Origin of the sequence: Bradyrhizobium sp. PSBB068 (genome assembly GCA_016839165.1) — a bacterium.
In the GTDB taxonomy this organism is placed as follows: Bacteria; Pseudomonadota; Alphaproteobacteria; order Rhizobiales; family Xanthobacteraceae; genus Bradyrhizobium.
The window spans coordinates 1,097,292-1,110,328 of record CP069300.1 but is presented as its reverse complement, the minus strand read 5'-3'; the positions used below and the strand labels follow the sequence as shown (position 1 = coordinate 1,110,328).

Here is a 13,037-nt window from a genome sequence, read left to right as displayed (position 1 = left end):
GGAGGTGGTTTGCCAGCATGCCTGAGCGAGACCAGCCATGGTAACCCCTCACGACGCCGGGCTGGCAGTCCTGGAGTTGAAGGGCATCGGCAAGGAGTTCGGCGCCATTCGCGCGTTGCATGGCGTCGACCTGCGCGTCTCCCCCGGCGAGGTTGTCGGCCTGATGGGCGACAACGGCGCCGGCAAGTCGACACTGGTCAAGATCATCGCCGGCAATTTCCCGCCAAGTCACGGCGAGATCCGCTTTGACGGCAGGCTGGTTCACTTCGCCCGTCCGATCGATGCCCGTGCGGTCGGCATCGAAGTGGTCTACCAGGACCTTGCACTCGCCGACAACCTCACGGCCGCGGCCAATGTCTTCCTCGGCCGCGAGCTCAAGCGCAAGTTTGGTCCGTTCGCCTTGCTCGACCACAAGGCGATGGCCGCCCGCGCGCTGGAGCTGTTCGGCGAACTGCGCTCGGAGACCCGTCCGGACGATCTCGTCAAGCAGATGTCGGGTGGCCAGCGTCAGGCGGTCGCGATCGCGCGGACGCGGCTCTCGAATGCCAGGCTGGTGATGATGGACGAGCCGACGGCTGCGATCTCTGTCCGCCAGGTCGAGCAGGTCCTTGGTCTGATCCATCGCCTGAAGGAACAGGGCGTCGCGGTCATGCTGATCTCGCACCGCATGCCCGACGTGTTCGCGGTCTGCGACCGCGTCGTCGTCATGCGCCGCGGCGAGAAGCGGGCCGACAAGGCGATCGGCGACACCAGCCCCGAAGAAGTCACCTCCCTGATCACGGGAGCGAAGGAGGCTGCGTGATGGCCACGCCCCTGGACTCTCCCCTCACCTTCACCAATGTCGGCAAGGCCAAATGGTGGCGAAGCGGCTTCTTCGCCTCGCAGACCGGCTACGTCCTGCTGGCGCTGGTGACCCTGTTCGTGGTGATGAACTTCGCCAGCCCCTATTTCCTCACCCAAAGCAATCTTCAGAATGTGGCGAAGAACTTCTCATTCATCGCCATCGCCACGCTCGGCGTGACCTTCGTCATCATCACGGGCGGCATCGATCTCTCGGTGGGCTCGGTGATGTGCTTCTCCGCGATGATCACCTCGATGGTCATGACGTCCATCTCGACGCCGGGCATGCCTGGCGCGGAGTGGTTCGTGCATCTGGCTGACGACGGCAAGACCGTGATCGCCAACGTGCCCGGACTGATCCTGCTCATCTCTGTCCTGGCAGGGCTCGGCGTCGCGCTGCTGGTCGGCCTCGTCAATGGCTTCTGCATCGCCGTACTCGGGCTGTCGCCCTTCGTCACCACGCTCGGCATGCTCTCGATCGTGCGCGGCCTCGGCTACGTCGTCTCCAACGGCCGCGGCAGCTTTCCGAGCGGCCCGGAAGCCGGTTATTTCTACACGCTGACCTCAGGCGTCGTGTTCGGCCTGCCCGCGCCGTTCATCTATCTCGTGGTGCTCGCGGCGGCGATGGCGGTGGTGCTGCACCATACCGGTTTTGGCCGCCACGTCTTTGCGCTCGGCGGCAATGAGAAGGCGGCGGCCCTGACCGGAATCCCGGTCGTGCGCGTCAAGATCGAGGTCTATGTCATCTGCGCGCTCGCGGCCGGCCTGCAGGGCATCATCATCTGCGGCTGGCTGGGATCCGCGCCGGCCAACATGGCGACGTCCTACGAGCTCAACGTCATCGCGGCCGCCGTGATCGGCGGCGCCAATCTCGCCGGCGGCGCCGGCGGCCCACTCGGAGCCATCGTCGGCTGCGTGCTGCTCGAGGTAATCCGCAACGGCCTCGTGCTCGCGCAGGTCAACTCTTATTGGCAGCAGACACTGGTGGGCGTGATCATCATCGCAGCCGTGCTGGTCGATCGCCTTCGCTCGCGCATGGCCTGACAAGTTCGTCCCGGAGGATCGTGAATGCCCGCCTATCCACCTCCCGGAGCCGCTGATTGCAAGGATAGGCACAAAAGAACAATGTGGAGGGAAACAATGAGGAAAGCACTTCTAGCCGCCGCGGTGCTCGCCATGACGGCCACGCCCGGCTTTGCCCAGAACTACAAATTCGTGATCGTGCCCAAGGCGATGAACAATCCGTTCTTCGACTTCGCGCGCGACGGCTGCGAGAAGCGCGCCAAGGAGCTCGGCAACATCGAATGCATCTACAAGGGTCCGGTCGAGCACGAGCCGGCGACGCAGGCGCAAATCATCCAGGATTTCATCACCCAGAAGGTCGACGGCCTCGCCATCTCGGTCGCCGATGTCGCCGCGATGACCAAGTCGATCGAGGCGGCAACCGCCGCCGGCATTGCCGTCATCACCTTTGACTCGGATGCGCCGGGCTCGAAGCGGATCGCCTATATCGGCACCGACAACAAGGAGTTCGGCACAGCGCTCGGCAAGCAATTGCTGAAGCTCCGGCCCGATGGCGGCAAATACGCGATGATCTCCGGCGGGCCCGGCGCGGAGAACCTCGCCGAGCGCGTCGACGGCGTCCGGGAGGCGCTCAAGGGCTCGAAATGGATCGAGGTCGGGGGATCGCCGACCTTCTGCAACGACGATCCGGCGCTAGGCGTCCAGCAGATGACCGATCTGCGCACCGCAACCCCCGATCTTGCAGCGATCATCCCGGTCGGCGGCTGGCCGATGTTCGCGCCGGAGGGCTTCAAGGCGTTCGCCAGCAAGAGCAAGAAGGACATCGACGCCGGCAAGTTCACGCTCGTCGCGGCCGACACCCTCAAGATGCAGCTTGAGCTCCTCAGCGAGGGTTACGCCAATGCACTGATCGGCCAGCGTCCGTTCGAGATGGGCGTCAAATCGATGGATACGCTGCTTGCAATCAAGAAAGGCCAGAAGGTGCCGGAGATCATCCACACCGGTCTCGACGTCGTGACAAAGGACAACGTCTCGGCAATGCTGAAATAAACGCTGCAAAGCCCCGAGGCGGCGTCACGTCGTCGAGAAATCTGCGGTTTTGCTGCACGGGATCGGATCACTGGCGCTCCCTAGGGGAATCGAACCCCTGTTTCAGCCTTGAGAGGGCCGCGTCCTAACCGCTAGACGAAGGGAGCGTTGAGGGACAGGCAATAGCCTTGAAATCCCCCCGCCGCAAGATGGCTTGTGCATTGCGGCGTGGATTTTGTCATCCATGCTTACCATGCCGTGCCCATGGTTTCGGCACGGAAGCGGCCCGGGAGGGCTCCCTGCGCCCCGCCGAGACCCCAGCGTCGCATCCGCACGGGATATAGCGATGCAGCCGCCGATTGCATCGTGGCCACCTCCGGCTGTCATGTCTTGATCGTGCACGGCCCTGCTTTCGCCAAATGGAAATGCAAAACACCTGCCTGTGAAGTCACTCGCCGCCTTGCTCTGCTAACATCGCAAGTCCTTCACCATGCTGCGCCGGGCAAGGCGCTCGAGAAGCGAGAGGAGTGCTTGGAACAAAGCGCAGAACCTTGGCGCACGGCAAATTTGGCTCACCAACATCTTCACAAACATCTTGGCAAAACAAACATCAGCGCGGCCGCAGGTGAGGGAAGACGTTCCGCATCTCGCGCCGCAACCGGTCAATAGCTTAGGCAGAGCGAGGACAGACCATGATCAAACTAAAAATCAACGGCCAGGACCAGAATTGGGACGGCGACCCCGATCTTTCGCTGCTCTGGTATCTGCGTGACGAAGCCGGCCTCACCGGCACCAAGTTCGGCTGCGGCCAGGCGCTGTGCGGCGCCTGCACCGTGATCGTCGACAAGGAGGCGGTGCGCGCCTGCATCACCTCGGTCTCCGACGTCGTCGGCCGCGAGGTCACCACCATCGAGGGGCTGCACCCGACCGGCGACCATCCGGTGCAGAAGGCCTGGCGCCAGGTCAATGTTCCGCAGTGCGGCTATTGCCAGGCCGGCCAGATCATGCAGGCCGCGGCGCTGCTGACCCAGAACCCGAAGCCGAATCACGACCAGATCCGCGAAGCCATGTCGGGCAATATCTGCCGCTGCGGCTGCTACCAGCGGATCGAGAATGCCGTGCATCTCGCGTCGACGGGGGTGTGACATGAACATCCGCACCAATCCGAACAGACTTCGCGGCTTCGAGAAGCATGCGAAGGTCGAGAACCTGTCGCGCCGCAGCATCCTCAAGGGGCTCGGCGTTGCAGGCTCTTTCGTGCTCGCCGCACCGGTGATGACGCGCCAGGCGTTCGCCTATGAGACCGGAGCCGGCAAGATGCCGCACGGCGTCGTGGTCGATCCGCGCGTGTTCGTCGCGATCGCCCCCGACGGCACCGTCACCATCCTGGCGCACCGCTCCGAGATGGGCACCGGCGTCCGCACCAGCCTGCCCCTGATCGTAGCCGAGGAGATGGAGGCCGACTGGTCGCGCGTCCATGTCCAGCAGGCGCATGGCGACGAGGTCAAGTTCGGCAACCAGGACACCGACGGCTCGCGCTCTACGCGGCACTATCTGATCCCGATGCGCCAGATCGGCGCCGCCGCGCGCGCAATGCTGGAAGCTGCCGCCGCCAAGAAGTGGGGCGTGCCGGTCACTGAAGTGAAGGCGCAGAACCACGAAGTGGTGCACAGCGCGAGCGGCCGCAAGGCGGGCTTCGGCGATCTCGCCGCCGACGCCGCCAAGGAACCGGTGCCGGATATCAAGGGCCTGAAGCTGAAGGAGGCGAAAGACTTCCGCTATCTCGGCAAGGGCCAGGTCTCGATCGTCGATCTGCACGACATCACCACCGGCAAGGCGCATTACGGCGCCGATACCCGGCTGCCCGGCCTGAAATACGCCGTCATCGCCCGCCCGCCGGTCACCGGCGGCAAGGTGAAGTCGTTCGACGACAGCGCGGCAATGAAGGTGCCGGGCGTCGAGAAGGTGATGGAGGTCAAGGGCTGGCCCTGGCCGTCCAAGTTCCAGCCGCTCGGCGGCGTCGCCGTGATCGCGCGCAACACCGGCGCCGCGATCAAGGGCCGCGACCAGCTCAAGATCGTCTGGGATGACGGCGCCAATGCCAAGTACGACTCCGTCGCCTATCGTGCATCCCTCGAAGAGGCCGCGCGAAAGCCCGGCCTCGTGGTGCGCAAGGAAGGCGATGTCGATGCCGCGCTGAAGAACGCCGACAAGGTCATCACCGGCGAGTATTACTTGCCGCATCTCGCCCATGTCAGCATGGAGCCGCCGGTCGCGGTTGCCAATGTGACGGGCGACAAGGCCGAGATCTGGGCGCCGGTGCAGAGCCCCGGCGGCACCCGCGAGGATGTCGCCAAGACGCTCGGCATCCCCGAGGACAATGTCACCGTCAACGTGACGCTGCTCGGCGGCGGCTTCGGCCGCAAGTCGAAATGCGACTTCGCGCTGGAGGCGGCGTTGCTCTCGAAGGAACTCGGTGCGCCGGTCAAGGTGCAGTGGACCCGTGAGGACGACGTCCATCACGACTTCCTGCACACGGTGTCGGTGGAACGGATCGAGGCCGGTCTCGACAAGAGCGGCAAGGTGATCGCGTGGCGGCACCGCAGCGTGGCGCCGACCATCGCCTCGACCTTTGCCGCCGGCGCCAATCACGAAGCGCCGTTCGAGCTCGGCATGGGCCTGATCGACAACCCGTTCGAGATCGCCAACCTGCAATGCGAGAATCCGGAAGCGGCCGCGTTCACGCGGATCGGCTGGTTCCGCTCGGTGTCCAACATCCCGCGCGCCTTCGCGGTGCAATCCATGGTCGGGGAAATCGCACATGCGACGGGCCGCGACCAGAAGGAGATGCTGCTGGAACTGATCGGATCGCCGCGGATCGTCAACCTGTCCTCGGTGAAGGATCCCTGGAACTACGGCGAGCCCTATGAGAGCTATCCGATCGACACCGCGCGGCTGCGCAAGGTGGTCGAACTGGTCGCCGAAAAGGGCGAGTGGGGCCGGACCGTGCCGAAAGGCCACGGCCTCGGCATCGCGGTGCATCGCTCGTTCGTCAGCTACATCGCGACCATCGTCGAGGTGGCGGTCGACGACAAGGGCAAGTTCACGGTGCCCAGGGTCGATACCGCGATCGATTGCGGCACTTACGTCAATCCGGAGCGGATCCACTCGCAGATCGAAGGCGCTGCGATCATGGGGTTGAGCCTCGCCAAATACGGCGAGATCAGCTTCAAGGACGGCAAGGTACAGCAGAGCAATTTCGACGACTTCCCGGTGATCCGGATCGACGAGTCGCCTGCGATCACCAACGTCTTCATCGTGCCGCCCGGCGCCGACACGCCGCCGAGCGGCGTCGGCGAACCCGGCGTTCCGCCGTTTGCGCCTGCGCTGATCAACGCGATCTTCGCCGCCACCGGCAAGCGCATCCGCGCCCTGCCGATCGGCAAGCAGCTGGAGACGTGAGGTAGGAACGTTAGGCGAGACGGGTCGTTCTCATCGGTCCACTGGAGCAGATCGATGAGAACCCCACCTCAAACAATCGGGACGCTCGCGGCAGCCTTGTTCGCGGGCGTCTTTCTTTTTGCAGCGCAGGCTTTCGCACAAACAGCTTCGCCGCCGAGCACAACGGCAACGCGTCCGGCCAGGGTGCTGCCCGACCAGACCTCGGTTCCGAGCAACGGCCCACCATCGACCACCGACCAAACCACCGGTGAGGCCAGTCGTGATCCGACGATCAAGAAGATGAACGACGACGAGAAGCGGAAGGTCGACGAGAAGGGAAAATAGCCGAACGGGCGGACCGGGAAGCGGCCGGTCTCCCCAACCGCCGCTTCCCGATCGCATCGCCCCCTATCCGTGGACCCCGCGCTACTTCTTGTCGAGCGCGAACACCCAGATCACGCCGCCTTGCGGGACGTTGTTCTCGAAGCCCTTGACCTTGCCGGCCAGCGCGTCCTGGATGCGCTGCGCGTCGACGCCCCAGCCCGACTGGACTGCGATGTACTGCGTGCCGTCGACCTCATAGGACATCGGCATCGCCATGATGCCGGAGTTGGTCTTCTGCTCCCACAACAGCTCGCCGGTCTTGGCGTTGAAGATGCGGAAGGCGCGGTCGTTGGTGCCGCCGGCGAGAACCAGATCGCCCGCGGTCGCCGTCACCGCACCGAACAGCTGCGACGTCTTGTAGTCGTGCTGCCAGACCTTCTTGCCGGTGGCCGGATCCCACGCCTGCAACTCGCCGAAATGATCGGCATTCGGCGCGGGGATCAGCCCGATGTCCTCCGGCTTGGTGCCGAGCCAGAGCTGGCCGGGAACCAGCGGTTGCTTCTCGCCGGTGAAACCGCCGCAGAAGTTCTCGTTGGCGGGAACGTAGACCAGCTTGGTGTTCGGGCTATAGGACGCCGATGGCCAGTCCTTGCCGCCCCACAGCGACGGGCAGAACTCGACTCGCTTGCCGAGCACCGGCTTGTGGTCGGGATCGAGGATCGGACGGCCGGTCTCGGCCTCGACACCCTTCCAGACATTGGTCTTCACGAATGGCCAGCCGGCAACGTAGTTGATCTTGTCCGCCTTGCGTTCGAGCACCCAGAAGATCGCATCGCGGCCGGGATGCACCAAGCTCTTGAACGACTTTCCGTCGCGCTGCATGTCGATCAGCATCGGCGCATCGACCTCGTCCCAGTCCCAGGAATCGTTCTGGTGATACTGGAAGTGGGTCTTGATCTTGCCGGTGTCGGGATCGAGCGCCAGCACCGAGCTGGTATAGAGGTTGTCGCCGGGATGCATCGAGCCGGGCCACGGCGCGGCGTTGCCGACGCCCCAATAGACCGTCTTGGTGTCCTTGTCGTAGGTGCCGGTCATCCAGGCCGATCCGCCGCCCGACTTCCAGTCGTCGCCGCTCCAGGTCTCGTGGCCGGGCTCGCCCTCGCCGGGGATGGTGAAGGTGCGCCACAGCTCCTTGCCGCTGTTGGCGTCGAACGCGGCGACATAGCCGCGCACGCCGAACTCGCCGCCGGAGCCGCCGACGATCACCTTGCCGTCGACGGTGAGCGGCATCAGCGTCATGTACTGACCCTTCTTGTAGTCCTGGACCTTGGTGTCCCAGACCACCTTGCCGGTCTTGGCGTCCAGCGCGACGACGTGGTCGTCCGTGGTCGCGAGATAGAGCTTGTCCTCCCACAGGCCGACGCCGCGGCTGGTCGGATGCAGCTGGAACAGATCGTCGGGGAGCTGCCGCTTGTAGCGCCAGTACTCTTCGCCGGTCTTGGCGTTGAGCGCGATCACCTGCCCCATCGGGGTCGCAACGAACATCACGCCGTTGTTGACGATCGGCGGCGCCTCATGGCCTTCGATCACGCCGGTCGAGAAGGTCCAGACCGGCTTGAGGTCCTTGACGTTGGATGTGTTGATCTGGTTGAGCGGACTGAAGCCCTGTCCGTCATAGGTCCGGCGATAGAGCATCCAGTTGCCGGGTTCGGGATTTTCGAGACGCGCAGACGTCACCGAACTGTAGTTTTCGATCGGCCCTGCGACGGCGTAGGTCGACACGAGGCACGTGAATGCGACACAACTCGACAATAACCACTGCTTGCTTGTCATGAGATGCTACCTCCCTGCTCTGCTCTGTTTTGTTTTTTAGGTCATGCAGATATCTCGATGTGGCCTCATCCTCCCTGCTGAGCACCCACCTTTCCGACGAATGGCGCTGCGACCGTGATCGCGCCGTCGGCCACCGTCAGCGGCAATGCCGCGAGGCGACGTGGCGCCGGCCCGAACACGACCTGCGCATCCTGTCGCGGATCGTATTCGGAGTTGTGACAGAGACATTTCAGAACGTTCTTGTCGCCCTGATTTTCCTTCACCCAGGCGGTGATCGGGCATCCGGCATGCGAGCAGATGACGGAGTAGCAGACGATGCCGTCAGGGGCACGCGCACGCGTGGCGTCGTCCAGTTCGCTCGGATCGAGCTTGACGAGTACGACCTCGTTGAGCCGCGAGCCCTTGCGGACGACCGAGGTCTTCGGGTCCTGCGGCCAGGCGCGAATCGGCGGCCCGCCCAAGGTCAGATCATCCGACTTGATGACCTGTCCGGCCTTGTCGCCTTCGGCGCGCACCAGCTGATCGGCTTTTTGCGGTCGCTCACTGGCGCCGGGCTGATCTTCATCGTCGGCGGCTGCAGGCTCGATCGCGGCGAGACACGCGCAGCCCGCGATCGCGGTCAACACCGCGCGGCGCGTCGGACCGTTGCACGACCCCACTGCATCGGATTCACCGGACTGTTCGATGGAAGCGCTGGGGTTGGGTTGCGACATGGCGCAAGCTGAACGTGCAACTCGGCCGAAAAGATGGCGGCACGCCTTCTCGATGCGCGAACGCTGGCGCAAAAACTATGCAGACTATGCTATGCAGCTTTTGGTTGATCGAGCACGCGGCTTCGCGATTGCGAGCATCAGGGCTCGTTGACGAAGCTCAGCCTGCCGGCAGGTTTCAGCGTCTTTGCATCAAATGTGCGGATCTCTGTTGCACCGCCTATATCAAGCGTCAGCAGCAGCCGGTCGCCGGCGACGGCAGTTGCGACGATGCGGGCGCCCTTCGGCAGCGCAGCAGTGACATCGGAGACCGAAACAGGGCTTCCCTCGCTGCGATAAAGGCGGTAGCCGATGGCGATCAACACGACCGCCACGGCCAGTGCCGAGGTCAGGCCAGCGATCAGCATCATGCGCCGCACCCGCGCGATCAGCGCGGCCTGGTCGGGGGTCGGTTCGGTCACAGCGGTGTCGGTCATCACAAGGCTCTATATCTTTGCAAGTTACTTCGCAGCAGGTCTCTTCGAATGGCGGTCGGAAGCTGGAGGTCATCGTCGCGGGCGACGAGGGCTCGGCCCGGCTTGACCGCGTGCTCGCACAGCGCACTCCGGAGCTGTCGCGGTCCCGGCTGAAGGCGCTGATCCTCGCCGGTTCCGTGACCGTCAAGGACGCCGTCGTCCGCGACCCCGCTTATCATGTCGCCAGTGGCGATACGATCATAATCGACGTGCCGGAGGCCGCGCCCGCCGAGCCGAAGGGCGAGGATATCGCGCTCGATATCGTGTACGAGGACGACGACATCATCGTCATCGACAAGCCCAGGGGCCTGGTCGTGCATCCGGCGGCCGGCCACGCCACGGGAACACTGGTCAACGCCCTGATCTCCCATTGCGGCTCGAGCCTGTCCGGGATCGGCGGGGTCAATCGGCCGGGCATCGTGCACCGGCTCGACAAGGACACCACGGGCCTGATGGTGGTCGCCAAGAACGACCACGCCCACCAGTCGCTGACCGCGCAATTCGCCGACCACGGCCGCACCGGCCCGATGGAGCGCGGCTACATGGCGTTCGCCTGGGGCGTGCCGAACCGGCCGCACGGCACCATCGACGCGCCGATCGACCGCCACCCGCACGCCCGCGAGAAGATGGCGGTGCGCCAGGGCGGCCGCGAGGCGATCACCCATTTCGAGGTGCTGACGAGCTTTGCCGGCCGTGACGGCAAGCCGGTCGCCTCGCTGCTGGCCTGCCGGCTCGAGACCGGGCGGACCCATCAGATCCGGGTCCACCTCGCCCATCTCGGCCATCCCCTGATGGGCGATGCCGTCTACGGCCCGCACTTCAAGACCAAGGCCGGCCACCTCGGGCCGGAAGGTAAAGACGCACTTACCGCCCTCGACCGGCAGGCCCTCCACGCCTATCTGCTGGCTTTGGAACACCCCCGCACCGGGGAACTTTTGCACTGGGAGGCGCCCCTGCCGGAGGATTTGCTTCTCCTGCAGAGGGCGCTGGCAGCGGCGGTATGACGCACCCCCTCCGGAAAAGCCTAGCTATGACAACACGTTATAGCTGGCACACGGGGACGTGACGTCAGCAATCCTTCCCTATCACGGACCGTTTAGTGTATGTTGCACCTGCGCTGAATATCCAGCGCGGAACATCGCAGCGTGGCCGGCTTTAACCCAGCGGCCACCTGCCGGGCCCGCCGCTATCGGGGGCCTGAACCACTGGAGGGCGCTCGAATGGCCCGTACAGCTACGTTGCCGGTTCTCAATGGAGAATCCGGCCTTTCACGTTACCTCGCCGAGATCCGCAAGTTCCCCATGCTGGAGCCCCAGCAGGAGTACATGCTCGCCAAGCGTTGGCGCGAGCATGATGATCGCGACGCGGCGCATAAGCTTGTCACCAGCCACCTCAGGCTCGTGGCAAAGATTGCCATGGGCTATCGCGGCTACGGCTTGCCGATCTCCGAGGTCGTCTCGGAAGGCAATGTCGGCCTGATGCAGGCGGTGAAGCGATTCGAACCCGAGAAGGGCTTCCGTCTCGCCACTTACGCCATGTGGTGGATCAAGGCGTCAATACAAGAGTACATTCTGCGTTCCTGGTCGCTCGTGAAGATGGGCACCACCGCGAACCAGAAGAAGCTGTTCTTCAACCTGCGCAAGGCCAAGAGCAAGATCTCGGCTCTGGAAGAGGGTGATCTCCACCCCGACCAGGTCAAGCTGATTGCCAAGCGCCTCGGCGTGACCGATCAGGACGTGGTCGACATGAACCGCCGCCTCGGCGGTGACGCGTCGCTCAACGCCCCGATCCGCGACGACGGCGAAGCCGGCGAATGGCAGGACTGGCTGGTCGACAACTCGCCCAACGCCGAAGCCTTGATGGCCGAGAGCGAGGAGTTCGATCATCGCCGGCAGGCCCTCAATGGTGCGATCGGCGTGCTCAACCCGCGCGAACGCCGCATCTTCGAGGCGCGCCGTCTGGCGGATGAGCCGATGACGCTGGAAGACCTCGCCGCCGAGTTCGGCGTGTCGCGCGAGCGCGTGCGGCAGATCGAGGTCCGCGCCTTCGAAAAGGTGCAGTCGGCCGTCAAGGGCACGATCGCCCGCCAGGAAGCAGCTCTCGAAGCCGCGCACTAATCGCGGCGAACGAGCCAACAGACACGAAAGCCGGCGGCAACGCCGGCTTTTTTGTTTTGGCTGAAGAATGGGGGGTAGCCAACGGGTCCGCGCAACGCGCGGCCCGATGATAAACTCCGCGATACCCCATCCTCTCACCGCGCAGCGCGATAGATGATTGACACCAAGCCGCCTCCAGGTGAGATTTTGTGACGGTTGATACGACCTGCTGGTTGCACCCTCACGGGAACGGTGAACGTATCGAGCCCTTGATTGGCTTTCCTTTGCCCGAGCGACCGGGTCAGCAACGCAACCGCCTGGCACGCCTGGTTCGCTCCTAGTCAAAGGACGAAGTCATGCGCGATTTTCGCGATGCAAAGGCCATGGCCCGCACCTTGCGCGCCTCGCTGACTGCCAAAACGGTCAGCATCAGCCACGGCGAGAGCCTGGAACTGGTTTCAAGAATGCTCGGCGTCGCCGACTGGAACACGCTCTCGGCGGAGATCCAGGCGAGCCGTGACGGATCGTTGGCCGCAGCCACAACACACGCCACGGAGGCGGGACGCCATCCCGCCATGCCAATCCGGGATTTCGTGCCGTTCCCCGGCGAGATCGCGCCGCTTTACACCCGCAGCACCAAGGCCATTCAGGCGCTTGCACGGGCCTTTCAAGGTGCGCGGCCGATCGTCGTCGCGATCCAGAGAAGCGCCGACATCGACGAGCCCGGACTTGGCGACATCTATGACGTCGGTGTTCTCGGCAGCGTCCTGACCCTGGACCAACTGGCCGATGGCAGATGGAAGGCGCTGACCCAAATCCATCGGCGCACCATGATCAAAGACTTCGTCGGAGAGGCGGACAGCTATGTCGCCGAGGTCGATGATCTCGACGAACAGCCTGCTCCGGATGTGCCGTACCTGATCCTTTCAATCAAAGCGTATTTCATGGCCCATTCGTTTCGAGACGCAATCAAGCGAGGTTATCCGCGTGAGCCGCAAATCAAGCCGCCGTTCGAACGGGTCCGCGATGCTGGCCGGCTCGCCGACATGATTGCATCGCATATCGAGCTTTCCATCCCGGACAAGCAGGCGCTGCTCGCGACCCTCGATCCCGTAAGGCGGCTCGAGAGGGTCGGAGCCTTCCTGCAGGGAAACGCTTGAGGTCGGCTGGCTGGGTCGGGCGGTTGTCGGCGATACCTATCATCCCATCGCGCAGCACGAGGTTGA

12 protein-coding genes and 1 tRNA gene are annotated in these 13,037 nt (G+C 64.2%); 9 read left to right on the top strand and 4 right to left on the bottom strand.

From position 1 onward, the window contains the following. The first annotated feature begins 37 nt into the window (after positions 1-37). From JQ507_05305 to JQ507_05295, 3 genes are all read left to right on the top strand, one after another. Positions 38-802 (top strand): sugar ABC transporter ATP-binding protein, encoded by a 765-nt coding sequence (locus JQ507_05305; GenBank protein ID QRI70935.1) that lies wholly within the window; start codon positions 38-40, stop codon positions 800-802. Further along, positions 802-1,884: an ABC transporter permease gene (locus tag JQ507_05300; GenBank protein QRI70934.1), complete on the top strand. Its 1,083-nt coding sequence runs from the start codon at positions 802-804 to the stop codon at positions 1,882-1,884. Before JQ507_05305 ends, JQ507_05300 begins: the two co-directional genes overlap by 1 nt. Before the next feature lie 96 nt (positions 1,885-1,980). Then, a complete protein-coding gene (locus tag JQ507_05295) occupies positions 1,981-2,913 on the top strand; it encodes a sugar-binding protein (protein ID QRI70933.1) in 933 nt (310 codons plus the stop codon). A 71-nt stretch (positions 2,914-2,984) separates the two neighbouring features. On the opposite strand, the gene JQ507_05290 is transcribed toward JQ507_05295, so the two are convergent. Beyond that, a tRNA-Glu gene (locus tag JQ507_05290) sits at positions 2,985-3,059 on the bottom strand. A 525-nt stretch (positions 3,060-3,584) separates the two neighbouring features. Here JQ507_05290 and JQ507_05285 point away from each other — a divergent pair. From JQ507_05285 to JQ507_05275, 3 genes are read left to right on the top strand one after another with little or no spacing between them, the layout of a single operon-like run. After that, positions 3,585-4,037: a (2Fe-2S)-binding protein gene (locus JQ507_05285; GenBank protein QRI70932.1), complete on the top strand. Its 453-nt coding sequence runs from the start codon at positions 3,585-3,587 to the stop codon at positions 4,035-4,037. A 1-nt stretch (position 4,038) separates the two neighbouring features. Next, positions 4,039-6,354 carry a xanthine dehydrogenase family protein molybdopterin-binding subunit gene (locus JQ507_05280; GenBank protein QRI70931.1) on the top strand — a complete coding sequence of 772 codons (2,316 nt, stop codon included), beginning with the start codon at positions 4,039-4,041 and terminating at the stop codon, positions 6,352-6,354. A 54-nt stretch (positions 6,355-6,408) separates the two neighbouring features. Beyond that, on the top strand, positions 6,409-6,678 hold the full coding sequence (locus JQ507_05275; GenBank protein ID QRI70930.1) for a hypothetical protein: 270 nt from the start codon (positions 6,409-6,411) through the stop codon (positions 6,676-6,678). 81 nt (positions 6,679-6,759) lie between these two features. On the opposite strand, the gene JQ507_05270 is transcribed toward JQ507_05275, so the two are convergent. The 3 genes from JQ507_05270 to JQ507_05260 all read right to left on the bottom strand — a co-directional run bounded on the left by JQ507_05270 (position 6,760) and on the right by JQ507_05260 (position 9,676). Further along, complete coding sequence (locus JQ507_05270) at positions 6,760-8,490, bottom strand: methanol/ethanol family PQQ-dependent dehydrogenase (GenBank protein QRI70929.1); 1,731 nt, start codon at positions 8,488-8,490, stop codon at positions 6,760-6,762. 65 nt (positions 8,491-8,555) lie between these two features. Then, positions 8,556-9,203, bottom strand: coding sequence for a Rieske (2Fe-2S) protein (locus tag JQ507_05265; GenBank protein ID QRI73192.1), 648 nt, complete (start codon positions 9,201-9,203; stop codon positions 8,556-8,558). Positions 9,204-9,340: 137 nt separating this feature from the next. Next, on the bottom strand, positions 9,341-9,676 hold the full coding sequence (locus JQ507_05260; GenBank protein ID QRI73191.1) for a hypothetical protein: 336 nt from the start codon (positions 9,674-9,676) through the stop codon (positions 9,341-9,343). 62 nt (positions 9,677-9,738) lie between these two features. On the opposite strand from JQ507_05260, the gene JQ507_05255 reads away from it, so the two are divergent. From JQ507_05255 to JQ507_05245, 3 genes are all read left to right on the top strand, one after another. Continuing rightward, complete coding sequence (locus JQ507_05255; GenBank protein ID QRI73190.1) at positions 9,739-10,719, top strand: RluA family pseudouridine synthase; 981 nt, start codon at positions 9,739-9,741, stop codon at positions 10,717-10,719. Positions 10,720-10,935: 216 nt separating this feature from the next. Next, on the top strand, positions 10,936-11,832 hold the full coding sequence (gene rpoH, locus JQ507_05250; protein QRI73189.1) for an RNA polymerase sigma factor RpoH: 897 nt from the start codon (positions 10,936-10,938) through the stop codon (positions 11,830-11,832). 335 nt (positions 11,833-12,167) lie between these two features. Then, positions 12,168-12,971 carry an LON peptidase substrate-binding domain-containing protein gene (locus JQ507_05245; GenBank protein QRI70928.1) on the top strand — a complete coding sequence of 268 codons (804 nt, stop codon included), beginning with the start codon at positions 12,168-12,170 and terminating at the stop codon, positions 12,969-12,971. Positions 12,972-13,037: the final 66 nt, after the last annotated feature.